Below are 24416 nucleotides of genomic sequence, written 5' to 3'. Positions count from 1 at the left end.
CACTAGTCGCCGAATCGGCTCAACTCCACTCGGTTTCCGGGTCCTGCGGACTCAAGGAGGCGTGGTAGCCAGCCGGGTCCATCCGACAGATGCGACACGGCAACCAGTTGTTCTTCGCCGTAGATGCCGAACCATCTTGCCGCCACCTGTTCGGTGAGCAGTTCAACGCCGGTTTTGGACCGTCGGCAGGTGCAGGTGCTCCGTTGCGCCAGCTGCATCCATCCATGGCTATCTGCACAATCTTTTGGCAAATAACCTTGCAAAATTAAGTAAAATTTGGAAGAACTCACGCCATGATTGTATTAGATATCCCTTATTCTATCTGTACAAAATATCGATAAAAATACTGCCGATTTTCTCTGTACTATTTGCTTGTTTTCAGGAACGATAGTCCACGTTGCAAGCTGGTTCGAAGCGGTCGCTTGAACCCGCAGTGAACCTCCGGGTGGGGCAGCGCGGAAGGATTGTCCGATGAGCTTCGTCGTCAACGCGGTGGGCGTTCCTCTTTACTATAGCGGCGCTTCCAATCATTGGTTTTCGGCAACGTCCGGACCGACATTCAACGGCAGCAGCGGCAACGACTCAATCTGGGCCTCCAGCGGCGTCAACGTCACCATGTATGGCGGCGCCGGCGACGACATCTATTACCTCTATTCGGCGGGCAACAAGGTGGTCGAGAACCCTGGCCAGGGCATCGACACGATCAACACATGGATGAGCTACACGCTGCCGAACAATGTCGAGAACCTCGTCGTCACCAACGCCCATAATTATGCCTTCGGCAACGCGCTGGACAACATCATCACCGCCACGGCGGGCGGCCAGACGCTCGACGGCGGGGCGGGCAACGACGTCCTGATCGATGGCGGCGGCGGTGCCGACACTTTCATCATCGCCAAGGGCAACGGGAGCGACTCGATCGTCAATTTTGCCTCGAACGACACCGTGCGCCTCGATGGCTACGGATTCACGTCGTTCGCCGCCATCCACGACAACATGATCCAGGCGGGACCCAATGTGATGCTGAACCTCGGATCGGGCGAGGTCCTCGAATTCAAAAACACGACGATCGACAAGCTGCAGCCCAACCAGTTCGAGCTGCCGATCGACAAGTCTGGCATGACGCTGTCCTTCAGCGACGAGTTCAACACGCTGAACCTTCACAACAGCCAGGGCGGCACCTGGGACACCAACTTCTGGTGGGGGCAACCGAACGGCAGCACGCTCACCCGCAATGGCGAGCTGCAGTGGTACATCGACGCCAATTACGCCCCGACCAGCTCGGTGCATCCGTTCAGCGTCGACAACGGCGTGCTCACCATCACCGCAGCGCAAGCCCCGGCCGACATCAAGCCGCTGATCAACAATTACGAATACACCTCCGGCTTGCTTACCACGCATGACTCGTTCTCGCAGACCTACGGCTATTTCGAAATGAAGGCCGACCTGCCGGAACACGCCGGCGCCTGGCCGGCCTTCTGGCTGCTGCCGGAAGACGGCTCCTGGCCGCCGGAGCTCGACGTGATGGAGATGTATGGCCAGAAACCGAATTCGCTGCTGATGACCGCGCACACCAACCAGACGGGGCAGCACACGACGGTCGGATCCACGGTGAACGTCATGGACACCGCCGGCTTCCACACCTATGGCCTGTTGTGGACTCCGGACAAGCTGGTCTGGACCTATGACGGCGTGCAGGTCGCCGCGGCGGCAACGCCGTCCGACATGAACAAGCCGATGTATATGCTGGTCGATCTCGCGGTCGGCGGCCAGGCCGGCGCGCCGCCGGACCATCTGGCGACACCGGCGCAGATGAAGATCGACTATATCCACGCCTATACGCTGGACGATTTGCAGCAGAGCCATTTGAACGTCACGGGCGAGCACGCGGCCTAGAGCCGGATGATTTAAGGTCGAATCGACCTGAAATCTGAATCCGTCTCTAAGTTAAGGAGATAGAGCATGATGTCGCCCGAAAACCGCTTCACACTTTTCGGCATTATGCTCTAGGCGGCCGGGCGAATGTCACAGGAGAGCGCTCCGGATTCGATCGGGCAGGCCGGCCTTCGGGCGGTGTTTCGTCGCGCCGTCGCCGACGTGGGCCTGTTCTCGCTGCTCATCAACCTTCTGCTGCTGGTGATCCCGCTTTACCTGCTTCAGGTCTATGATCGCGTCCTGCCCTCCTCCAGCGTCGAAACGCTTGTCTATCTATCGGTCATCGCGGTGGCGGCGCTTGGCTTCCTCGGCTTCCTCGACGCCATCCGCGCCGTCTACACGCAGCGCATCGCCGCGACGGTCAACGCCAGGCTGGGCGCAAGAATGTTCGCCGCGTCGCTCGGCGCCAGGAACGCGCCGTCGCCGCTCACCGACCTTGCCGCAGTCTGCGCCTTCATCCGCTCGCGGGGCGTTTCGGTGCTGTTCGACCTGCCCTTCGCGCCGATCTTTCTCGGCCTGCTCTATCTCATCCATCCGGTGCTGTTCTGGGTGACGCTCGGCGGCGCGGCGCTGCTCGTCATGCTGGTCGTGGCCAACCAGCTCGCCATCGGCCGGAACGATGCGCTCTCGGCTGAACGTTCGGCCTTGGCGAGCCAGGCCGAGCAGGCCTTTGCCCGCAACGCCGAGACGCTGCGCGCCATGGGCATGGTGGAAAACGCCGCGCGCCTGTGGGGGCGGCATGTGGCCGACGCGCTTGTCCTGCATGATCGTTCGGCTGGCGCCAACGCGGTCTTCAGCGGCATTTCGCGGGCGCTTCGCATGATGCTGCAGCTGGCGATCCTTGGCGCCGGCGCGTGGCTGGTGCTCAAGGGCGAGATGACGGCCGGCATGATCTTCGCCTCCTCGCTGGTGTCGTCGCGCGCGCTGCAGCCGCTCGACCAGCTGATCGGCTCCTGGCGGCAGATCCTCGAGGCCAGGCGCGCGTGGTCGCGGCTGGGAGGAGCGCTTGCGGCACAGCCGGCTCAGGCGCGCAAGCTGACCTTGCCCGACCCGACCGGCGCGATTTCAGCGCAGGATCTTTTCTTCATCGCGCCCAACGCCGGTTTCGGCGCCGAGCCCATCCTCAAGCGGCTGAGTTTTGCGATTCAGCCTGGCGAGGCGGTGGCGATCGTCGGCCCGAGCGGCGCCGGCAAATCGACGCTGGCGCGGCTGCTTGTCGGGGCCGCGCAGCCGAGCGGCGGTTCGGTCAGGATCGACGGCGCCGAGCTCGGGACCTGGGACGAAAACCAGCTCGGCCGGCATATCGGCTACCTGGCGCAGGAAGTGGAGCTTTTCCCCGGCTCTGTCATTGAAAACATCGCCCGCTTCGACCCGGACGCGGACGATGCGTCAATCGTGGAAGCGGCAAGGCGCGCCGAGGCGCATGAGTTGATCCTTTCGCTGCGCGACGGCTACCAGACGACGATCGCCGGGACGCTGTCGGGCGGCGAGCGGCAGCGGATCGGGCTGGCGCGCGCCTTCTACGGCAATCCGCGCATCCTGGTGCTGGACGAGCCGAGTACGCATCTCGACGGCGCCGGCGAAGCGGCGCTCGAAGCGGTGCTGGCGGCCGCGCGCGCGGCCGGCGTCACCACGATCGTGATCACGCATCGGCCCTCGATTGCGGCTGCCTGCGACCGCGTGATGGTTCTGCGCGGCGGCGTCATCGAGGCGTTCGGACCGAGCGCCGACGTGTTGCGGCAAGCAATTATCGATAAGGGCAAAGGCGCACAGCGCAGCACGGTGGTGACGGGATCGTTCGCGCCGACCATCCGCGCCTCGCCGACCATCCGGCACGGGTCGTAGACGATGACGCAGAGCCTCACTTTCGAAGGCAGCCCGCGCACGGACTTCCGGCGCACGGCCTTCGCCGGCTACGCGGCAGTCGCGCTCATGGTCGGCGGCTTCGGCTATTGGGCGGCCAAAGCGCCGCTGGCCGGCGCGGTGATCACGCAAGGCACGATCGCGGCGACCGGCGGCAATATCCTGATCCAGCATCGCGAGGGCGGCATCATCAGGCAGCTGCTGGCGCATGAAGGCGACCGCGTGCGTGAAGGCCAGGAGCTCATCCTGCTCGACCGAACCGCCCCGGAGGCCGATCTCAACCGGCTGACAAGGCAGTGGATCGCGCTCAAGGCAAGTGCGGCGCGACTGGAGGCCGAGCGCGACGGGCTGGGCAGGCTGGCGCCGATCGCCGAGCCCGCGCCTGCGCCGTTCCAGCGGGAGTTCGAAAACCTCATCCGCGAACAGCAGAAGGAATTCGAGGCCAGGCTCGCGCGGTTCCGCTCGGAGCAATCGATCCTGGCGCAGCGCGTCGCCATGCATCGCGAGTCGGTCAAGGGGTTGGACGCGCAGAAGCTCGCCATCGAGCAGCAGGCCGAGGTGGTGAAGAAGGAGCTCGGCATCAAGACCGACCTGCTCGGCAAGGGCCTCACCAACCGCACCGAATATTCGCAGCTGCTGCGCTCGGAGGCCGACCTCGTCGGCCAGGCCGGCTCGCTGGAGGCCGACCTCGCCTCGGCCAGCACGCAGATCGTGGAGGCCGAGGCGCAGACCGAGCGCGCGACCACCCAGCGTGTCGAGGAAGCGCTGACCAAGCTCGACGACGTGCGCACCAACCTCGCCGACATCGAGGAGCAGATGCGCGCCGCGCAAGCCGTGCTGAAGCGCACGACGATCACAGCGCCGGCGGCGGGCATCGTGGTGTCCTCGACCTACAACTCGCAAGGCAGCGTGGTCGCGCCCGGCGAAAAGATCATGGAGATCCTGCCTACCGCATCGGGCCTAGTGGTCGACGCCAAGCTGCGGCCGAGGGACATCGACCAGGTGCATGTCGGCCAGCCGGCGAAGCTCAGGCTGTCGGCGCTCAACACACGCCTGACGCCGGAAGTCCCGGCCACGGTGAGCGAGATTTCCGCCGACCGGCTGATCGACGAGGCCACCCACGAACCCTATTTCCGCGCCAGGCTGAAGATCGCCAACGCCCTGCCCCCCGGCGTGAAAGCCGAACAGCTCTATCCCGGCACCCCGGTCGACGCCTTCATCAGCACCGACGACCGGACTTTCTTCGAATATCTGGTACGCCCGATGATGGATTCGTTCGCACGGGCGTTCAGGGAAAGGTAGCGGGCGGAAGGACGCGAGAGGCATATGTCGTATGATGCCTGTCGCCGATGGCGGCTCGGCCGAGACGTGACACGAGCGGCCGCTTCACTCCAGAGGCGTCCTCGCCAGGGCAATCTCCAATGTCCTTTTTGGGCCGAGGAACAGACGGTCTGGTGTGGGACGAACTAGCCAGAAAGGTGCCATTTCCGCTGGCGCCCGATCTTGACCGCAACGACTTTGCTTGCCGTTGCCTGAAACCAGACACTCGACTGCGGCGCCGCGTTGGCCGCATTGCGCTAGCACCTGCCTCGTGACGCTTCCGGCCGCAATACGCTCCTACCAATCGGTCATCATGCGTGTGGCCGAAGGCGAGCGACGAGCGTGGCGAGTTCCGCCTGACGGTGAGTGTTGGTCTTGGCGAATACCGCTCTGAGCTGGGTGCGCGCGGTTTCGCGGCTGATCCCGAGTGCAATTGCCGCCGCATTGATGCCATCGCCCGACGCAAGGCGCGCGGCCAGCCTGGCCTCGGCTGCCGTCAAGCCAAATGCAGCGCGCAAGCGCAGTGCATCCGGACGCTCCAGAGACCTTAGGTCGGTCAGCAGGAGGACGGCGCAGCCGGCCGTGAACAGATCGCTGCCTAGTGCGCTCAGCGGCATCACCTCCGCCAAAAGCCAGGGGCTTTCGCTGCGGCTGATGACCACTGGTGCGGCCGCAGGCGCTCCGTCCCGCCGGCCAGGCAGACCACCGGCGAGCAGCCGCCGGACCCGGTCATTGCTGCTGGGGTCATCGGTCGCCGGGCGACCTCTCACAAGGTAGAACTCCTCACCAATCAGCTTCTGTGCCGAAACATTCAGATCCTTCGCGCGGCCCTCTTCGTCGAGCAGAATGGCCGCGCAGCTTGCTCGTTCAAGCGACGAGAGTTCCGACACCTGCTGGAACGCTGCAAACCGCTTCGCGAGCCTTACGATCCTGCCGAGGTGCGGGCCAACTTCCGCGAAACAGTTGGTTTCCTCGGGAAAGAACCTGCCACGGCGAGCGCCACGATAGAGAGGCATACTCCAGCGATGTTCATCGACCATAAAGGGAGTTGAGGCATACCAATCCCTTGCCCCGGGACGGGCAATCTCTTGGTAATAGGGCAGCGTCCTGCGTTCCTCCTTCGTGGAGATCTGGTCTTCGATGAGCGTCGTATAGCCTGCCCGGCGGAATGCGGGCGCTCTTGTGACGTGCGGATCCGGAGCATCGCTTTCGTTGCGCAGCCACAATTCGTGGAATTCGGCATGTTCGGTGGAGATGGGCATCTTGGGCGGCACCTCTTCATCGTCTGAGAAGAAGGTGCAGCTTTCGGCGCCTAGCGACTCTGCAAGCAATTGCAGCGCGCGAGGCCACTCGCCTGGCGCCAGGACCGCATCGTAACAGGCCTCGATGGCCCGCTCAGTTCGTTCCACAAGCATCGACCAACTCCGTGGTCGTGAAGGCAAGCTTCAGTAGCACGTTGCGCCTTGGGGAGACAGCGCTGGATGCTGGCGCACACTATCAGCGAAAGCGCAGCCTCGGTTCACCCTTACGGGTGATGCGAGACAAAGTCGCCGGCAGCATCCTCTCGTTCGATCAACCGGATGGACGCGCCAATATGATGCCCTTCGATCCACCCTTCGCTGGGCAAGAAGAATCGGGACGGGCACGAGGCTGGCTATTTGCCCTCGCGGTGAGCCTGACAACGTCGCTGTCGGCCACGGCGGCGCAAGTTTCCTCGGTGGATCTCGAACTGGTTCTTTGCGTCGATGTATCGTCTTCAATGAGCGAGGCGGAACAACGGCTGCAGCGGGAAGGATATGTCAACGCACTGCACGATCCCGCGGTGTTGCAGTCCATCGAATCCGGTCGAAGTGGCAGAATTGCCATAGCTTATGTTGAGTGGGCAGGCCCGAATCACCAGAGCGTGCTGATACCATGGACTGTTCTCGATGGGCCCCAAGATGCGGCCGCCTTCGGCGAGGTGCTGCGGGCTCAGCCGATCGTCAGAGGACGCGGCACGTCAATCTCAGGGGCGATCCTGGCGGCGGGCAAGCTACTGGCCGAAGGGCCGGGAAGCGATCGCCGGGTAATCGATGTTTCTGGCGACGGACCCAACAATGCCGGTCTGCCGCTTCAACCCGTGCGCGACGCACTCATTGCTGCCGGCGTGACCATCAACGGACTGGCGATCTCGCTGCAAGCGGCCGACATGCTCGACAGCTTTGGTCCGCGCTTCGTCGAGCTGTATTATAAGAGCTGCGTCATCGGCGGTTCCGACGCTTTCATCGTCAGGGTCGACAGCACAGCCGAGTTTGCAACAGCAATTCGGAAGAAGCTCGTGAATGAAATAGCCGGTCTGTCAGCCGGTGTGCAGCCTGCGGCTTATCAGATCCGCTCACGAGCTGACGTCGATTGCGTCACGATCGGAGGAGCCCCTGGACGGTAGGGCTGCGCCGGTCGGCCGAGAGCGGACCGGCGTCTTCGGGTTGGGTATCTTCAAGAGCGGACACTTCATTCGTGACCTGACTCAGCGCACCCGACAAAGGGTTGCAGCTCTGTGCAGGAATGGCTTTACGCATCGGTCGCTTGTGCACTCGGCAACCGGCGATGCGATCGAACGGCTACAACGCATTCAGCTCATTTTTTGGAGAGAAACGTCTTGCAGGCAGGGGTGAGCTCACTGATGTGCTGTTTAAGACAGCTAAACCCCTTTGCATTGTCGACCATCTTGCACACTCGCTGGGCATCCGCCCTGCATGGTGTCTTGTAGGCGTCTTTCGCTAAAGCGGCGTCGGCGAGGAAAAGCGATATGGAAGCCAGAAGCGCCAGTCCAAGCGATTTCTGTTTGCGCATGATTTTATTCCCCTCTGAAAATGAGCAAAGTAACGCAGCCCTTATATACGCAAGTCCTGATATAAAAGGAAGACCAAGGACTTTTCGTTTCTTACGCCATAGGGGGGTAGAAATACCCCGCTGTCACCTTCGCCCAATACACTGCCTCTCGCCGATACGGAGAAACGCCGTAGCAACGACGCGCTCCGTGCCGCGTTGGCAAGGGACTATGTTTCAAACTGAGACCTGCCAGGTTTCCACGGCAATTTCGACGCCCGCTCCAACGCTGGTTCCCCCGCTCGCCTGCGACAGTCCTCCCATCGGCGACGCGAATGATCGCGCGCAAAAGATGGAGACGACAATGACGAGTTTGGAACACGCCGCCTGTGAAACCGGCCGTGCGCGCCTCGGCCTGACCGGCTTTGCCGGCCGCGCGCTGCGGCTTGCCTATCACGCGATGAAGATGCGCAGCGAGCGCGCTGCCTTGCAGGCCATGCCCGACTATCTGCTCAAGGATCTGGGCATCGCCCGTTCGGAAATCGACCACTACACCGCGATGGACTACGCCCCGTCCAACACCGACCGGATGGACATCGGCAACGTCAGGTGACCGCCCGACGGCGATCGTGGCCACGCTGCCGATGGACCCCAGGGCGCTTCCCACGCCTAGGGTTTCTGCGTTCCGGCGCATTCGGATCAAGCAAACATCCGATCCATGGAATCGACCGATCAGCACGCGTTTCAAACGATACGTCCAACGCAATTTCCACGGTGGGTGTATGAAAAATTCCACGCTCGCATCCACTCTCGTTCAAACGCTTCATCGGCAAACAGAGGCCGTCACGGCAACCAAGCCGCAAACAATCTTTGGAGATGACGATGCAACCCAACACCAAACCTGCACGGCTTCCGCTCAATGGCGTCGACACGCCGAACCTGCTGGCGACGATCAATTTCGTCGCGGCGCAGCCGGAGCTGGCCAAGTTCCAGTTCCGCGCCCACAACGAGTGGATCGAGGGCACGCACAGCAAGACCGTCATGCATGGCTTCTTCGGCGCCGGCCAGGAGCAGAAGCACGAGAAGCCCCATTTTGCCGATGCCGACCATCCGGCGATCCTTTGCGGCGCCGACAATGCGCCGACTCCGGTCGAGTGGCTGCTGCACGGGCTGGCCGGCTGCCTGATGGCAGGCGTCGCCAACATCGCCGCTGCACGCGGCATCAAGCTCACCAGGGTGAAGTGCTCGGTGGACGGCGATATCGACCTGCGCGGCATCCTCGGCATTTCCGACGAGGTCCGCAACGGCTTCCAGAACATCCAGGTGTCGTTTGAGATCGAAGGCGACGCGCCGGCCGAGAAGCTGCAGCAGCTGGTCGAGCAGTCCCGCGCCCGTTCGGCCGTGTTCGACGTGCTGACCAAGGGTGTCCCGGTCACCGTCGGGATCAAGACCATCCAGTGATCCAAGCCTGATCAGCGGTCCGGATCCGATCCGGACCGCTCCCTTCCCCAGACGGACCACAATCATGAGACACGCGGTCATCATCGGCGCGGGCCAGGCCGGCCTTGCGCTCAGCCATTGCCTCGGCCAGGCCGGCATCGACCATGCCGTGCTGGAACGCGGCCGCATCGGCGAGCGCTGGCGCTCGCAGAGCTGGCGCTCGCTGCGGCTCTTGACGCCCAACTGGCTGAATGCCCTGCCCGGCTCGCCCTACAAGGGCGGCGATCCGGACGGTTTCATGACCAAGGGGGCTTTCGTGGAAGGGCTGGAGCGCTATGCCTGGCAATGGGATGCGCCTGTCGAGACCGGCGTCGACGTCATCTCCTGCAAGCGGACCGGCGACGGCTTTGCCTTGCATACCAGCGCCGGCGAGAAGTCGGCGCGCGCGGTCGTCGTCGCGACTGGACATTGCGACCGGCCGGTCATCCCCTTCGCGGTTGGCGCCAGAGGCGGACTGCTCAGCATCCACGCTTCGCAATATCGCTCACCCGGAGAGCTGCCGGGGGGCGCCGTGCTGGTCGTCGGCGCTGCATCTTCCGGTGTGCAGATCGCCGACGAGCTCGCCCGCGCCGGGCGGCGCGTGGTGCTTTCGGTCGGCAAGCATACGCGCCTGCCAAGGACATGGCGCGGCAAGGACATCTTCTTCTGGCTTTGCGAAATGGGCCTGATGGCGCAGCGCCAGGAAGACCTCGCCGATCCGGAAAGCGCCCGGCGCCAGCCTTCGCTGCAGCTCGCCGGCCGGCCCGACAAGGCCGATGTCGACCTCGCCACGCTGCAGGCGCTCGGCGTGCAACTGGCCGGGCGGGTGCGTGGCGTTACCGATCGCGAGATCATCTTCGCCGGCGATCCTGGCGAGCACATCGCGGCGGCCGAAGCGAAGCAGGCGCGACTGCTTGACCAGATCGACCGTTTCGCGGGGACGGCGACACCATACCGGCGCGAGCCGGTGGCGATGCCATCGGCCTGCGCGGAGCGGCTTTCGCTGACGGACGGATCGATCCGCAGCATCATCTGGGCGACCGGCTACGCGCGCTCGTTCGGCTGGCTGGAGCCGCTGGCGCTCGGCGCCGATGGCGAGCTTGCGCATCGGGGCGGCATCACCGGCGTGCCCGGCCTCTACGCGCTCGGCTTCCGCTTCCTGCGCAAGCGCGATTCCAACTTCATCGGCGGCGTCGGCGCGGACGCGAAGGCGATCGCCACCGAAATCTCCTGTCATCTCGACTGCAAGGGCCGCAAGGCGGCCTGAGGTCGACTGCAACGGCCGCAAGGCGGCCTAAGGACAATAAAACATGGCAATCAATCCTGTCTCCCTCATGGCCAGCCCCGGGCGCGGTCATTACGACGCCATCATCGTCGGCGCGCGCTGCGCGGGTGCGGCGACCGCGATGCTGCTCGCCCGCGCAGGTCTCAAGGTGCTTGCGATCGACCGCAAGCCCTATGGCTCGGACACGCTGTCGACGCATGCGCTGATGCGGCCGGCCGTGCTGCAGTTGTGGCGATGGGGCCTGCTCGAGCCGCTGCTCAAGGCCGGCACGCCGCTGGTCGAGACCACGACCTTCCACTATGGCGACCAGGCGATCACCGTCCCGCTCGTCGACGGTTCGGACCTTCCCGGCCTGATCGCGCCGCGGCGCACCGTGCTCGATCGCATCCTGGTCGATGCGGCGCGCAAGGCCGGCGCGGAAATCCTGCACGAGGTGGCGGTCGGCGACCTTTTCGCCGACACGCGCGGCCGCGTCCGCGGCATCGAGATCCGCGCCGCCGGCCGTGCGTCGGTGCGGGTCAGCGCCGATATCGTGGTCGGCGCCGACGGCATCGGCTCGCTGGTGGCAAACTGCGTCGACGCCCAGCTGTTGCGGCAAGGCGCCGTGTCGGCCGCCCATGTCTATGGCTACGCCCCGGTCGAGCCCGGCGCCGGCTACCACTGGTATTTTCGCGATGGGATCGCCGGCTCTTTCATCCCGACCAATGACGGCCTCGCCTGCATTGTCGCCTCGGTGCCGACGAGCCTCTTCGACCAGCGCTTCCGCCTCGGCCACGCCCGCGCCCGCATAGATGTGCTCGATGCCCTTTCGCCGGCGCTGGCCGCGCAGGCGGCCCAAGCGCCGAAGGATGCGCGCCTGCAGACGTTCCGGGGCGTGCCGGGCTATATCCGCCAGGCGCACGGCCCGGGCTGGGCGCTGGTCGGCGATGCCGGCTTCTTCCGCGATCCGATCACCGCGCACGGCATTTCCGATGCGTTGCGCGACGCCGAAAGCCTGGCGCGCGCCATCCTCGACGGGTCGGAGGCGGCGTTCAGGACCTGGCAGCAGCAGCGCGACATGATCGCCAACCGGATTTTAGACACGACCGATGCCATCGCCGGCTTCGACTGGACGCTCAACGATATCGGCGAGCGGCATCGCCGCTTTAGCGCCGTGCTGAAGGCCGAGGTGCAGGCGCTGGCCGGGCAGCCCGCGCCGCCCCGCCGCGCGCCATCCTCGGCATCGAAGCCGACGACCTATCGGGCACCAGCGAACCAGGACAAGCCGTTGGCCGGCTCGAACCTTTCTCGCGACCGAACAGGAGCAGGATCATGACTTTGCAGCTGATAAAGGATGGGCAGTCAATGAAGGATGGGCATTTGATGCAGGACGGCTGGGTTGGCGTCATCAAGGGCCGCCCGCAACCCGGCGCCTTCGCCGAGCGCTCGCGGCGCACGCAGCCGCAGGATATCGACGCGTTCGCCGAGATGACCGGCGACCGCAACCCGTTGCATTACGACAAGGCGCTCGCCGAGGCTTCGGTGTTCGGCAAGCTTATCGTGCAGGGCGGCGTCACCTCGGGTATCCTGAATGCTGTGGTGGCGGAAGACCTCCCCGGCCCCGGCTCGGTGTTCCTCGAAGTCTCATGGAAATTCGTCAAGGCGGTCGGCGTCGGCGAGTTGATCACCGGCCGCGTCGAGGTCAAGGACGTGCGCGCCGACAAGCCGATCACCAAACTGGAGACATCGGTGCGCAACGAAGCCGGCGAGCTTTGCCTCACCGGCACCGCGACGGTGTTCACCGTGCCGCTGGCCAGAGGCTGAGGCTGCGAGCTCCTGTTTACGCGCCCGCCGTCTCGGCGATGAAGGCGCGGACGTGGTCTATGAACTCTTCGAAGGCGGGCTCGCCTTCGAGCAGGATATGGTTCTGGCTCTCGAGCTCGATGAAGCGCGCGCCGGGAATGCCGGCGGCCATAGTGCGGCCCGACTCCACCGGCGCCACGTTATCGTCGCGCGCGTGCAGCACCAGCGTCGGCACCCGCACTTTCTCCAGCAATTCGCTGACATCGATCACCGAAAAGGCGCTCTGAAGACGCCAGGCGTCGTCGGGCGAGACGGTGCGCAGCATCAACTCGTCCATCCAGGCGAAATGTTCGTGCGTCGCGCCGGGGATGAACATGGAGCAAAAGGCCTGTCGGAACATCGGGTTCGGCTTGCCCCAGCTCTCGCGCATCAGTGTCGCCGCGGCCTCGCGCGTCGCGATCTCGCCCGCGTCGCCGCGCGCCCGCCAGCCTTTGACGTAACCGCCGTAAAGGATCATGCCCGAGACTTTCTCGGGATGGCGGATGGCATAGGCAATCGAAACCGCGCAGCTCTGCGACAGGCCAAGCAAGGTGAAGCGGTCGAGCCCTGTCGCCTCGATCACGCATTCGAGGTCCGACAGCATGGTCTCGAACGAGATATCGACGACGTGCCGCTGCGACAGGCCGTTGCAGCGCTCGTCATAGCGCACCAGCCGATTGTGGCGCGACAGCTCCCGCATCCAGTGCCGCCAGATCGGGCTGTCCCAGTCGAAGGTGAGATGCGACATCCAATGCGCGGCGCGCAGGATCGGCGGGCCGTTGCCGGTGCTGGCATAGGCGAGCCTTGTGCCGTCGACACCCCGGCAGAATTGCACGGCGCGGCCAGGATCCTGCGGAGACGTAGCGGGTTTCGACGGCGCGTGCGGCGGCGTGGGCCCAGCAGGCTGCGGCGCGCGGCCGGTGGGCTGGGCGGCGACCGAGCGGACCTTGCCCTCCAGCGCCTCGATCTCGGCATCGAGCATCAGGTCCTCGGGCGCGAGGCGGCGCAGGCGCTGCGCAAGCGGCAGCGCCCGCCGAGGCTGGTCCGCCAGGCGCTCGACCAGCTCGCGCAAGATGCCGAGTTCGGCGATCTCCACCTCGCTGGCGATCGCGTGCCGCCAGGCTTCATATTCGAAGCATCGTTCGAGCGAGAGATCGGCCAGAAAGCCGCCGCGGATCGAGGCCAGGGCGGCCTCAAGCTCCTCGGTCGAGCGGGACGAAAGGTCGGCCTTCACCAGCGGCGCCAGGCGCGCATAATCCGTCTCGACGTTGAGCGCGACCGCGTTGCGATCGGTGACGAGGGCGGGTTCGCCGCCGCTCAGGACCTGTCGGATCTTGGAGAGGCTCCAGCGCAACGCGCCACGCGGATCGTCGGGAATGTCCCAGAATATTTCGCACAGCCGCTCGCGCTGGTGCTGCCTGCCGGTGACGGCAAGGTAGGCAAGCAGCGCCCGCGTCTTGCGCGATGGCGGCAGGTCAAGCGGTCGGCCGTCGCGCGTCACCTGGAGATCGCCAAGCACACGCAGCTCCAGCACCTCGTTCATGCGTCCACGCGCTTGTCGATTGCCGCTATCCCCCTTCGGCCTTGGCCGGCGCTGCCAAAGGCAGCCGCCCGCCAATAGCAAAATCGGCTAATTTAGGAAAGCTTGGTCCGACACTCGGGGCACGGGGAACCAAATCGGCCAAGCGACGCGGACAAGCCTTCGGCTTCACGCCTTTGCCGGAACTGTCCGCGACTTGATCACCGTCGCCAGCACCACCCCGGCGATGATGAAGGCCGCGCCGACCAGATCATAGTCATGCAGGCTCTCGCCGAGCAGCAGATAGGCGAGCACGGCGACGAACAACGTCTGCAGATAAAGCAGCATGCTTGCCCGGCTGGCGCCCAGCGTCTCGACGCTCTGGTTGTAGAGATAGTACATCAGCGCGCCACCGGGCCCGGCCAGATAGGCGAGCGCGAGCAAGCCGTGGGCATTCATGGCCGAGCGTTCGTCGTTGACGATCTCCCACAGGTGGAAAGGCAGCGCGACCAGCGCGCCCGCGCCGAGCAGGAGCACGACCAGCGGCAAAAGCTCGAGGCCGAATTTGGAACGGCGCAGCAGCACCGTGTAGAGCGCCCAGCACAAGGCGCTGCCGACGATCCACAATTCCCCGACATTGAAGCGCAGTTGCACCAGCGCCTCGATATTGCCATGCGCGACGATGACCAGCATGCCGGCGAGCGCGGCCAGCGCGCCGAGCGCCTTCCAGAGCCCGAGCGGCTCGCCAAGCACGAAACGCGCCAGCACCATGGTCATGATCGGCGACATCGCCATGATGATGCCGGCCGTGGTCGCATCGGTGTCGTTCAGGCCGTGATAGATCATGCCCTGGCAGAGCGTGAGGCCGATCGCGCCTACGGCGACGATCTCCAGCGGCCGCGATTTGAGCAGCGCAATCATCGCGCCGTGATGGCGGTGCACGATCGGCAAAAGGATGGCGCAGGCGAGCGCCAACCGCCAGAAGCACAGGCCCCAGGGCGGCATTTCCGGCGCCACCCACTTGGCCGCGATATAGACGCCGGCCGAAAGCAGCCAGCACAGCACGGCGGTGGGATAGCCGCCCAGGGATGGTACCGCCGGGATGGCCGGCGGCTCCGGCTGATGGACTATCGGTATCGCCTGCATCGCATGCCCCCCGTTCCATGAACGCCAGTGGCCGGCAGTCTACCGCATATCGGGGGTGTTACATATATCTGCGGCCGGATGCCGATCCTTGAGAGATCAATGCGACGTGTCGGACATGTGCAGGAGGTCCCAGGTCGAGCCGACGCGACCGTTGAACTGCGCTGCGAAGCGTTCGGCTTCGATGTCTTCGAGGCCGTCGTCGACAAGGGCCTCGATGCTTCGCCGCAGCAAAGCGAGCTGCATCTGGCGCGCATGCCTTTTGTCGGATTCGCGCATGATGGCCGTGACGTGATAGGCGACGACGGGCTGGCCAAGACAGGACAGAAGCGGGCTCGACTCGGCTGTCGCTGCTGTGACTGCTTCTTCGATGTTCATTCGGCGCTCCTCATCAAAAGATGCTGGGCGCCTCCCCGGCAGATGGCGACGGTATCCGCCGCTTCTTTTCTCATTTCGGCAGTCGCGAAATCATTGCTCGCGGCCAAAATCAGTATCCTCCAGAACCGTATTAAAGGCGATCGGATAGTTAATCGATGGTTAACGGCAACGGTCGCATCTTAGGCGTCCGGCACGCTGAACAACACACCGGTCAGTGACCGGGATGTTCCGCTCAACCGATGGCGCCAGGCTTTGCGATCCGGGCACCGAAACGGGCGCGCCGTGCAGAACCCAGTCGGCCGCGATCTGTCCGATCACCGGAGCGAGCTGGATGCCGTAGCCGCCGGCGCCGGCGGCGGTGATCAAAGTCGGTTCCGAGGCATCGATCGGCCCGACGAAGGGCCGGTGGTCGGCCGTGACGGGATAGAGTCCCGCCCAGCCCCGGCCGAGCCGCGCTCCGGGCAGATCGGGCACCCGTTCCAAAAGCAGCTCGGCCAGATCGACCTTCGACCGCTCCTCGCACTGGTCGTTGTAGTTGTCCGGATCTTCCGGCGCGATCGCATCCACCTTGTGTATCTCGGCGATCAGCTCGCCTGGCTTCTCATGGCGGAAATTGAGGCCGCTGCCTTCGCCGTTCACGAGATCCATGACCATCGGCATCGTGTAGTCGAGCGGCTCGTCCAGATGGATGACGATTGCCTCGTGGCGCTCGGGCCAGATGTGCAGGCGCTGGCCGAAGAGCGCGGCGACCTGAGGCGCCCAGGCGCCGCCCGCATTGACCACGGCATCGCAATCGATCAGTCGTCGCTTGCGATCGATCAGGCGTCGCTTGCGATCGATCGGGTCGCCGTTGATCTCGAGCGTATAGCCGCCCGGCCACCGTTCTACGCCCAGCACTTTGCGGTACTGGCGGATCTCGCCGCCCTTCGCACGGACGAAGCCGGCCAGGAAATTGCACATCTCGTGCGGATCGAGGAAGCCGTCGTCAGGCCCGAACAAGCCACCTTCGAGCCCGTCCGGGCTGATGTGGGGAACGAGGTCCCTGAGTTCGTTGGCGCGGATCAGGCGCGACCTCAGGCCCGCCTCGCCCTGGATCTCGACCGACTTCGCAAACAGCTCCATCTGCACTGACGTGCGCGCCAGCCGGAGATAGCCGATGTGGTTGAAGCGAAGCCCCTGCCCCTCCCATTGGCGGAACCGGCGCAGCGAATGGACGCGCAGCATGATCTCGAACGGATCGGTCAGTTGCGATCCGACGACGCCGACCGACCGGCCGCTCGATCCGGAGGCAATCGACTGGGCCTCCAGCACGGTCACGCGCGCGCCCTGCTCGACAAGGTTGAGCGCCGTGCAGACGCCCAATGTGCCCGCGCCGATCACCACGACATGAGGAGCCGTCATCTATGTCCGCCTGTTTTCAGGATTGCGCGGCGATCTCGCCAAGGGTCTCGTCGATCGCATGAAGGATGGCACCCGCGTCCGCCTCGGTCATCGGCGTCGACAGCGCGAACAGGCCGTAGCTGGCCGACAGGACGCCGCGGCCGAGCAAGCCCTTGTGGAAGGCGTCGAGTTTTTTGCGCTCGGCCTGGCCGGGATAGACGGACCGGTAATCGGTGACCGGGTGGGAGGTGAAATGAACCTTGAACAGCGAGCCCAGCCCGACGCATTGGCCGGCAAGACCATGGCTGTCCAACGAGGCGGCGACGCCATCGCGCAAGGATGCGCCGAGACGATCGAGATGGGCAAAGCTTTCTTTCGTCAGCGCCCGCATCGCGGCCAGCCCGGCGCGCATCGTGACCGGATTGGCGGTGAAGGTGCCGCCATGCGGAAGCGCGGGCTTGCCTGCGGTCGGATCGAACACCGCCATGATATCGGCGCGCCCGCCGACGGCGCCGACCGGGAAGCCGCCGCCGATGATTTTTCCGAGCGCCGTCAGGTCGGGTTCGATGCCCCACAGCCCCTGCGCGCCCGACCATCCCAGGCGAAACGAGATGACTTCGTCGAAGATGACCAACGCGCCCGCCGCGTGGGCGATCTCGATCATGGCGCGGAGATAGTCCTGGCGCGCCGGAATGAGCCCGGCACGGTTGGGCATTGGGTCGATCAGCACGCCGGCGATGCTTTCGCCGTGAGCGGCGAAGACCGCGCGCAATACCTCGGTGTCGTTGAAGGGCACGGCGATCACGTCGTCCAGCACCCCGCGCGGCGTGCCCTTGGCATAGGGTGTCGAGCTCGGCAGGTCGCCCCAATTGGCGGGCGAGGAGTCCAGGCTCACTTCGGCGAAATCGTAGGATCCGTGGTAGGCGCCCTCGATCTTGACGATCTTCGGCCGCCCGGTGAAGGCGCGCGCGGCCTTGATCGCCATCATCACACCTTCGGTGCCGGAGTTGGCGAAGCGGATCTGGTCGACCGAAGGCAGCCGATCGACGAGGAGCTCGGCAAGCTCGATCTCGCTCAGCGTCGGGGCGCCGAAAGCGGTGCCGAGCGGCATCTGCCCGACCACGGCCGCAGCGACATCGGGATGCGTGTAGCCATGGATCATCGAGGTGAAATTGTTGATGCAGTCGTAATAGACATTGCCGTCGACATCCCAGACCCTGCACCCCTCGCCGCGCGCGGCATAGATCGGAATCGGGTCGACGAACACCGTTGTGCGCGTGTTGCCGCCCGGCATCACCTTCCTGGCGCGCTCGAAGAGCGTTTTCGATCCGGGCATGGCGTCGGGATAATGCGGCATGGCTCTCGCAGCGGATTTGACCATCGAAACAGCAGCGGCACCGCCGCTTGTCACGAAACTACGGTTCGTTTGCGCACCGGCGCAATCGGCCAGGCGGGGCATGCGACACGACCACGGCCCTCCTGCCCCGTCGCCGCGCGCTATGACAGCCCGGCGATACGAAGGCCACTGGTGTAAAGCGCGCGCTTCTCCGGCTTGACGATCGGGTGATGCTCTTCAATCCAGGCGACCGACAGGTTCGGCTGCAGCCGCCGAGCCTCCCCCAGCGCCATGGTGGCCGTGGCGGTGTCGCCGGCGAGCGCCGCGGTCGAAGCGTAGGTGCGCCAAGCCGTTCCGAACGCTGGCCGCAGCTGTATCGCCCTGCGCTCCAGACTGGCCGCCACGTCGAACCGCCCCGCCGTGAAGTGGCAGATGCCCATGGTGGAAAAGATCGCCGCCTGGGTGAAGTCGCGCGGGCTGAGGCGCGTGGCGATCGCCAGATGGTGAAGGCCGTCCTCGGCCATGTCGCCATAACCATAGGTCGAGCCCAGAATGCAATGCGCCAGTGACAGGCTCGGATTGCGGTCGATCGCTTCCAGCAATTCGTCCACGGCCGGGCGAAAATTGCGCGACACCATATGGACGTAGCCGGCCGACAAATGCGCCCATGGATCGTCCTGGTCGCGCACGACGGCGGCTTGCGCCCGCGCCAGCGCGGAAGCCAGTAGTTCGCGGGGTTTCGGCGTCAGGCCAAGTGCGGCGCGGGCGCCGGTGGTCCAGGCAAGCAGGCTGTTGGCGCGCGCATAGTCGGGATCGATGTCGAGCGCCCTGACCAGCAGGCCCTCGGCAATGTCGAGGTCTTTCTGCGATCCCCACGTCCAGACATGCGGCATCGCCTTCATGACGAAGCCCCAGGCATCGAGGCTCTCGGCCGGCCGGCTGTGCAGGCGCAACCGCTCTGCTTCATAAAGCTGGGGCTCGATCGACGCCATGACCTTGTGGGTGATTTGGTCCTGCAGCGCCAGGAAGTCACCGACCTCGATGTCGAAGCGTTCCGCCCATACCTGCGTGCCGACACTGGCATCGCTCAAGCTCGCGGTGATGCGCAAGGCGTGGCCGGACTGGCGGACGCTGCCCTGGAGCACGTAGCGCACCTTCAATTCGCGGTGTAGGCGGTCGAGCTCGATATGCCGCGGGTCATAGGCGAAGGAAGCGCTGCGGTCGCGCACATGCAGGCCGCGCAACCGCGACAGGCCGGTGATGATGTCCTCCGACAGGCCGTCGGCAAAATAAGCCTTGTCGGGATCGTCGCCTATCGCGCGAAAGCGGGTCACCGCGATCGACGGCCCTGCCTCGAGCTCGGCGCCGTTACGCGCCTCGCTTGCCTGCGGCCGCACATCGCCGACCAACCGATAGCCGACACGCGACACCGAGACGATGGAATGCGAACCCTCGGACGACGACGTTCCTTCGGGTCCCTCCCCCAGCACCTTGCGCAGGCCGGCGATCTGCACCGAGAGATTGCCTTCTTCGACCGCCAGCCCCCTCCAGGCGGCATCGATAAGCTCGTCCTTGCCGACGACGGTTCCGGCGGAGCGCAACAGGCGTTCCAGAAGCAGCATGGCGCGGTAGCCGATCGGAACAGGCACGCCGCGCCGGTAAAGCAAGCCGGCTCCCGCATCGAGCAGGAAGGGGCCGAAGATGTAGCGCTGCTCCTCCATCATCGAACGCTAATGCAATAAGGAACATTTTGGAAGTTTTCGAAAGTTTTATAGGCGCTCTTCGCTACTTTTAGCGGCGCAGATTCCACTGTGATCGCACCCGACCAACAGGAGCGATCCGATGACCGCCGCCACAAAAATCGAAGTTGCCGCGAATTCCTCCGCCCGTCTGTTTCAGGACATGTGGGGCATCTACCGTAAGGTCGTGGACTACAATTACCTCAATCATCGCGAAGCTTACGCGGCACTTCGGGAGGTTCTGCGTCATCAGCGGCCGGGCTTCACCTTCCTAGACATTGCCTGCGGGGATGCTTCCTTTAGTGCCGCCGCCCTGGCAGGCCTGCCGGCCGGCCGCTACATCGGTATCGACCTGTCGCAGCCGGCTCTCGACGATGCCGCCGCCAACATTGCCGCTTTGCCTTGCCCAAGCGAACTTCGGCACGGCAACTTCGTCGAATGGCTGAGCGCCTGCGAGGCATCGGTCGACGTCGCCTGGATCGGCCTGTCGCTGCACCATCTGCCGTTCGAGCGGAAGCTGGAAGCCATGCAGCACCTAAGGCGCCTGGTCGGTCCGTCAGGCACGCTTCTGGTCTACGAGAACACACGCAGGACATCGGAGAGCCGGGCCGGCTGGATGAAACGCTGGGACCGGCAGCGAAAACACTTCTCGGCGTTCAGCGGCCTCGAATGGCTGCTGCTCACCACCCATGTGCACAGCATGGACTATCCTGAGACGGCGTCTGATTGGCAGGAGCTTGGCCATCAGGCCGGTTTTGCCCGGATGCGGGAGCACTATCGCTCAACCTTTGACTTGTTCCGCCTGTTCAGCTTCTCGGCTTAGACCAAGGCAATCCCTCCTCCCGGCGCCGCCTCACTCCGGCATCATCCTTTCGCCGCCCCATTCGAGGCGCGGTTCGGATGCCTCAGATTGGTCGGCGTGATGCCGGTGTGCTGGCGGAACACACGGCTGAAATGGCCGGCATTCTCGAAGCCGCATCGGTAGGCGACGTCGCCTATCTGCAGGTCGCTGCCTTCCAGCAGCGACTTCGCGTAGTGCACCCTGAGCGCGAGATACGCGGCCATCGGGCTGGTGCCCAGTTCGGCGCCGAACAGGCGCTCGAGCTGGCGGCGCGAGCAGTTCAGCCTGACGGCGATCTCGGCCACCGACAGCGTTTCCTGCAGATTGCTTTCCATCAAAAGCAGCGCCCGCTTCACCGCGCGGCTCGCGGCCGCGGGGAAGAGGTCGCCGACCGGCTGCACGTCGCGGCTGGAGCGGATGCGGTCGAGCACCAGGATTTTCGCTGCCTTCTCCGCCGCCTTCTGGCCGATGAATTGCGAGACGAAATAGCCGGCGAGGTCGGCAGCGCCCGTGCCGCCGGCGCAGGTCGCGCGGCCGCGGTCGACGGAATAGAGGCTGTCGGCATGGGCGCTCACATCGGGGAACTCGGCGCGAAAATCCTTGATGTGGAACCAGCTGACGGCGGCACTGTAGCCGTCGAGCAGGCCGGAGCGCGCCAGCACGAAGCTGCCGGTGCAGAGTGCTGTCAGCGGCACGCCCTTCTCGGCGGCGCGCAGGAGGAACGCCTCCTTTTCGGAGCTCAAGGCGCGGTTGGTGTCGAGCAGGCCGCCGACCACCACGACATTGTCGAAATCCTCCGGATTGCCGATCGCCCTGGTCGGCAGCAATTCGACGCCGCAGCTTGCGCGGATCGGCAGGCCGCGCTCGCCGACGATCTCCCAGTCGAACTCGATCCTGCGGCTGCGGTCGCCCTCGTCGCCGGCGAGCCGCAGCGTGTCGATGAACAGAGACAGCGGCGACAAGGTGAAATCGCGCACCAGCAGGAATGCGAACTTTCTGGCCATTCTTTCGCGAGCCGACCTCTCATTTTGCTATCCAGGATTGCTATCCAGGATCGCTGGCCGCTACGTTTATCAACCGGCGAGCGGACTGGATAGCGCGTGGCCTTGAATAGCGCTTTAGACCGTTGCATGATTCCCCGCGCGCTGTCGGCGACCGCCGGGCGTCGCAATCCGGCACGGCGCCGTCATCGCCGGACCTTCTCCGAAACAGCGGAACCATCGGCGATGACGACCATCCATCAATTCGCTGTGTCGGAGGGGCAGGAATGGGTGCTGCCGGTCGATGACAGCTATTATGAGGTCCTCTCCAGCCTCGACGGACGATCGCTGGACGGCTGGGCGCCGCCGGTCATGCGACGCGTCGAAGAGGGCAAGCCGGTCTATTCCGACTTCCCGTGGCTCGGCGAGCACGCGCCGCTTTTGCGCCAGCCGGCCGTCGACGCGCTGGCGGCGGCGCTGCGCCCCTATGGCGAGCTGATCCCGCTGCGCGGCGAGAAGGTCTGGCTGTTCAATGTCACCAATGTGATCGACGCGCTGGACGAGGCAAGGTCGCAGATCGTTCGCTTCGACGACGGCGCTATCCTGGCGATCGAGCGATACGCCTTCGATGCCGAACGCATCGGAACGGCCGAAGTGTTCAAGCTGCCGATGCGGGCTTCCCCGGTCTTCGTCAATGAAATGTTCGTCGAGCGGGTGGGCAAGGCCGGGTTGCGCAACGTGTCGTTCGAGGCGGTATGGACTTCGGGCAGGGCCATCGCTTGAGACGAATAACAGTTATTCCATCACCGACGTCGGCGTGGGATAGTCAAGGCGTCACGCGAGCGATAGGCGACGCGCGGCCCTGCCGTCGCTTTAATCGCATAAGTGGTTCCCCCACTCCGTCTCGGCGCTGCGCGCCGATCCACCTCTCCCCCCGCTGGAGGGAGAGGAAAACGCCAATCGCTCAGGCCGCGGCTTCGGTTAGCGTTTCTTCGCGCCCTCGACGGCCAGTGTTTCCTCTCGCCCCGGCGGGGGGAGAGGTGGCTCGGCGCAGCCGAGACGGAGTGGGGGAACCACCTATGCGATCTGCCCCACCCGGCCGTGCCCCACCCCGGCGGAACGCGTCCTGGCCCCCCATCTGGGCGCATCTGGAACAGGGCTCTGGCCCAACCCGGACATGCACGAACGGGATGGCCATTATAAACAGAGGCTTTATAACGGGCGGTCCGATCATGACCACCAAGGGGAGACGATGCGTTACATACGTCCGCTTTCAATCGAAGATGCCGTTGGCGAGCTTGCCAAGGCGGTAGGCCCGGCTGCCATCCTGGCCGGGGGCAGCGACCTTCTGGTGAGGATGAAGGGGGGCTTCATCGAGCCCGAACTGATCGTCGACATCAAGGCGATCGGGGGCCTGAGCGATATCACCGAAACGGCCGACGGCTTCCGCATCGGCGCCGCGGTGCCCTGCGCTGTGCTGGGCGAGAACAAGGCGCTCAGGCAGGCGTGGCCGGGCGTCGTCGAGGCCGCCAATCTGATCGGTTCCAAGCAGGTGCAGGGACGCTGCACCATCACCGGCAATCTGTGCAACGCCTCGCCCGCCGCCGACAGCGTGCCGGCGCTGGTCGCTGCCGGCGCCAGGGCGATCGTCGCCGGGCCGTCGGGCAAGCGCACCATTGCCGTCGAGACCGTGCCGACCGCACCCGGCCGGACCTCGCTTGCCAAGGGCGAGATCATCGAGGCGATCCTGCTCGACAAGCGGCCCGACCATGCCGGCGACGCCTATCTGCGCTTCATTCCGCGCACCGAGATGGACATCGCGGTGGTGAGCGCCGGCGTGAACCTGACGCTGGACGATCACGGCGTGGTCAAGACCGCCCGCGTGGCGATCGGCGCCGCCGCACCCACAGTGCTCTTGGTCGAGGAAGCGGCGCAGGTGCTGATCGGTTCGAAGCTCGATGAAGAGACGCTGGAGCGGCTGGCCAAGATCTGCGCCGGCGAGTGCCGCCCGATCGACGACAAGCGCGGCACCATCGAATTCAGGCGGAAAGTCGCGGGCGTGCTGGCGAGCCGAGCCGCCGCGACCGCCTACAAGCGTGCAGGAGGCAAATAATGGCCGGTGTAGCTGTATCAACGACGATCAACGGCGATGCCGTCGAATATCTCTGCCAGCCCGACGAGACGCTGCTGGACGTGCTGCGCGACCGCCTGGGCCTGACCGGCGCCAAGGAAGGCTGCGGCACCGGCGACTGCGGCGCCTGCAGCGTCATCGTCGACGGAAGGCTGGTCTGCTCCTGCCTTGTGCTGGGCGCGGAAGCCGAAGGCCGCAAGGTCGAGACCATCGAGGGCATGGCGCATGGCGACCAGCTGCATCCGCTGCAGCAGAAGTTTTTGGAGCATGCGGCGCTGCAATGCGGCATCTGCACGCCCGGCTTCCTGATCGCGGCGAAGGACCTTTTGGCCAAGAACCCCTCGCCCACCGAGGAGGAAATCCGCTTCGGGCTCGCCGGGAACCTTTGCCGCTGCACCGGTTATGACAAGATCGTGCGCGCCGTCCAGGACGCCGCAATCGTGATGAAGGGAGCCTGA

The 24416-nt window shown here is 64.9% G+C and carries 22 protein-coding genes; 13 read left to right on the top strand and 9 right to left on the bottom strand.

Annotated features, from left to right (window positions below):
• Nucleotides 1–471: 471 nt before the first annotated feature.
• The 3 genes from YU3_RS36245 (at nucleotide 472) to YU3_RS0108220 (ending at nucleotide 5100) form a co-directional block, all read left to right on the top strand.
• Nucleotides 472–1896, top strand: a complete 1425-nt coding sequence (locus YU3_RS36245; protein ID WP_036258092.1) for a family 16 glycosylhydrolase — start codon at nucleotides 472–474, stop codon at nucleotides 1894–1896.
• Between the two features lie 126 nt (nucleotides 1897–2022).
• Entirely contained in the window at nucleotides 2023–3780 is a 1758-nt protein-coding gene (locus tag YU3_RS0108225) for a type I secretion system permease/ATPase (protein ID WP_036258090.1), read from the top strand.
• Between the two features lie 3 nt (nucleotides 3781–3783).
• A complete protein-coding gene (locus YU3_RS0108220) occupies nucleotides 3784–5100 on the top strand; it encodes an HlyD family type I secretion periplasmic adaptor subunit (RefSeq protein ID WP_027165780.1) in 1317 nt (438 codons plus the stop codon).
• Between the two features lie 329 nt (nucleotides 5101–5429).
• Here the strand turns inward: YU3_RS0108220 and YU3_RS0108215 are convergent, their stop codons facing one another.
• Nucleotides 5430–6533, bottom strand: a complete 1104-nt coding sequence (locus YU3_RS0108215) for a helix-turn-helix transcriptional regulator (RefSeq protein ID WP_027165779.1) — start codon at nucleotides 6531–6533, stop codon at nucleotides 5430–5432.
• 119 nt (nucleotides 6534–6652) lie between these two features.
• On the opposite strand from YU3_RS0108215, the gene YU3_RS36240 reads away from it, so the two are divergent.
• Nucleotides 6653–7543, top strand: a complete 891-nt coding sequence (locus YU3_RS36240; protein WP_051333882.1) for a DUF1194 domain-containing protein — start codon at nucleotides 6653–6655, stop codon at nucleotides 7541–7543.
• 191 nt (nucleotides 7544–7734) lie between these two features.
• Here YU3_RS36240 and YU3_RS41205 read toward each other — a convergent pair whose 3' ends face one another.
• Nucleotides 7735–7950, bottom strand: a complete 216-nt coding sequence (locus YU3_RS41205; protein ID WP_027165778.1) for a hypothetical protein — start codon at nucleotides 7948–7950, stop codon at nucleotides 7735–7737.
• Between the two features lie 340 nt (nucleotides 7951–8290).
• Between YU3_RS41205 and YU3_RS41200 the strand changes: the two genes are divergently transcribed.
• From YU3_RS41200 to YU3_RS0108180, 5 genes are all read left to right on the top strand, one after another.
• On the top strand, nucleotides 8291–8539 hold the full coding sequence (locus YU3_RS41200) for a DUF1127 domain-containing protein (protein ID WP_027165777.1): 249 nt from the start codon (nucleotides 8291–8293) through the stop codon (nucleotides 8537–8539).
• A 269-nt stretch (nucleotides 8540–8808) separates the two neighbouring features.
• Nucleotides 8809–9387, top strand: a complete 579-nt coding sequence (locus tag YU3_RS0108195) for an OsmC family protein (RefSeq protein ID WP_245273450.1) — start codon at nucleotides 8809–8811, stop codon at nucleotides 9385–9387.
• Nucleotides 9388–9451: 64 nt separating this feature from the next.
• Nucleotides 9452–10672, top strand: coding sequence for an NAD(P)/FAD-dependent oxidoreductase (locus YU3_RS0108190; protein WP_027165775.1), 1221 nt, complete (start codon nucleotides 9452–9454; stop codon nucleotides 10670–10672).
• 43 nt (nucleotides 10673–10715) lie between these two features.
• On the top strand, nucleotides 10716–12005 hold the full coding sequence (locus YU3_RS36235; protein ID WP_156913419.1) for an NAD(P)/FAD-dependent oxidoreductase: 1290 nt from the start codon (nucleotides 10716–10718) through the stop codon (nucleotides 12003–12005).
• A complete protein-coding gene (locus YU3_RS0108180; protein WP_245273449.1) occupies nucleotides 12002–12493 on the top strand; it encodes a MaoC family dehydratase in 492 nt (163 codons plus the stop codon). Before YU3_RS36235 ends, YU3_RS0108180 begins: the two co-directional genes overlap by 4 nt.
• Before the next feature lie 16 nt (nucleotides 12494–12509).
• Here YU3_RS0108180 and YU3_RS41635 read toward each other — a convergent pair whose 3' ends face one another.
• The 6 genes from YU3_RS41635 to YU3_RS0108150 form a co-directional block, all read right to left on the bottom strand.
• Nucleotides 12510–14054, bottom strand: a complete 1545-nt coding sequence (locus YU3_RS41635; RefSeq protein ID WP_027165773.1) for an alpha/beta hydrolase — start codon at nucleotides 14052–14054, stop codon at nucleotides 12510–12512.
• 165 nt (nucleotides 14055–14219) lie between these two features.
• Complete coding sequence (locus tag YU3_RS0108170; protein WP_027165772.1) at nucleotides 14220–15176, bottom strand: DMT family transporter; 957 nt, start codon at nucleotides 15174–15176, stop codon at nucleotides 14220–14222.
• Between the two features lie 96 nt (nucleotides 15177–15272).
• Nucleotides 15273–15551: a hypothetical protein gene (locus YU3_RS0108165; RefSeq protein WP_027165771.1), complete on the bottom strand. Its 279-nt coding sequence runs from the start codon at nucleotides 15549–15551 to the stop codon at nucleotides 15273–15275.
• Between the two features lie 159 nt (nucleotides 15552–15710).
• Nucleotides 15711–16952: an FAD-dependent oxidoreductase gene (locus tag YU3_RS0108160; RefSeq protein ID WP_027165770.1), complete on the bottom strand. Its 1242-nt coding sequence runs from the start codon at nucleotides 16950–16952 to the stop codon at nucleotides 15711–15713.
• Nucleotides 16953–16968: 16 nt separating this feature from the next.
• Complete coding sequence (locus tag YU3_RS36225) at nucleotides 16969–18288, bottom strand: aspartate aminotransferase family protein (protein WP_036258085.1); 1320 nt, start codon at nucleotides 18286–18288, stop codon at nucleotides 16969–16971.
• A gap of 140 nt (nucleotides 18289–18428) precedes the next feature.
• Nucleotides 18429–19991, bottom strand: coding sequence for a winged helix-turn-helix domain-containing protein (locus YU3_RS0108150; protein WP_027165769.1), 1563 nt, complete (start codon nucleotides 19989–19991; stop codon nucleotides 18429–18431).
• Nucleotides 19992–20109: 118 nt separating this feature from the next.
• Between YU3_RS0108150 and YU3_RS38615 the strand changes: the two genes are divergently transcribed.
• On the top strand, nucleotides 20110–20829 hold the full coding sequence (locus YU3_RS38615) for a class I SAM-dependent methyltransferase (RefSeq protein WP_051333881.1): 720 nt from the start codon (nucleotides 20110–20112) through the stop codon (nucleotides 20827–20829).
• 41 nt (nucleotides 20830–20870) lie between these two features.
• Here the strand turns inward: YU3_RS38615 and YU3_RS0108140 are convergent, their stop codons facing one another.
• Nucleotides 20871–21851 carry a GlxA family transcriptional regulator gene (locus YU3_RS0108140; protein WP_027165768.1) on the bottom strand — a complete coding sequence of 327 codons (981 nt, stop codon included), beginning with the start codon at nucleotides 21849–21851 and terminating at the stop codon, nucleotides 20871–20873.
• Between the two features lie 222 nt (nucleotides 21852–22073).
• On the opposite strand from YU3_RS0108140, the gene YU3_RS0108135 reads away from it, so the two are divergent.
• The 3 genes from YU3_RS0108135 (at nucleotide 22074) to YU3_RS0108125 (ending at nucleotide 24416) form a co-directional block, all read left to right on the top strand.
• Nucleotides 22074–22610: a DUF1629 domain-containing protein gene (locus tag YU3_RS0108135; protein ID WP_027165767.1), complete on the top strand. Its 537-nt coding sequence runs from the start codon at nucleotides 22074–22076 to the stop codon at nucleotides 22608–22610.
• Between the two features lie 469 nt (nucleotides 22611–23079).
• Entirely contained in the window at nucleotides 23080–23940 is an 861-nt protein-coding gene (locus tag YU3_RS0108130; protein WP_027165766.1) for a xanthine dehydrogenase family protein subunit M, read from the top strand.
• Nucleotides 23940–24416 (top strand): (2Fe-2S)-binding protein, encoded by a 477-nt coding sequence (locus tag YU3_RS0108125; protein ID WP_027165765.1) that lies wholly within the window; start codon nucleotides 23940–23942, stop codon nucleotides 24414–24416. Before YU3_RS0108130 ends, YU3_RS0108125 begins: the two co-directional genes overlap by 1 nt.

Origin of the sequence: Mesorhizobium sp. WSM3224 (assembly GCF_000427725.1) — a bacterium.
In the GTDB taxonomy this organism is placed as follows: domain Bacteria; phylum Pseudomonadota; class Alphaproteobacteria; order Rhizobiales; family Rhizobiaceae; genus Mesorhizobium.
Note: the sequence above shows the minus strand (reverse complement) of the source record. Positions and strands in the feature narration are given on the sequence as shown.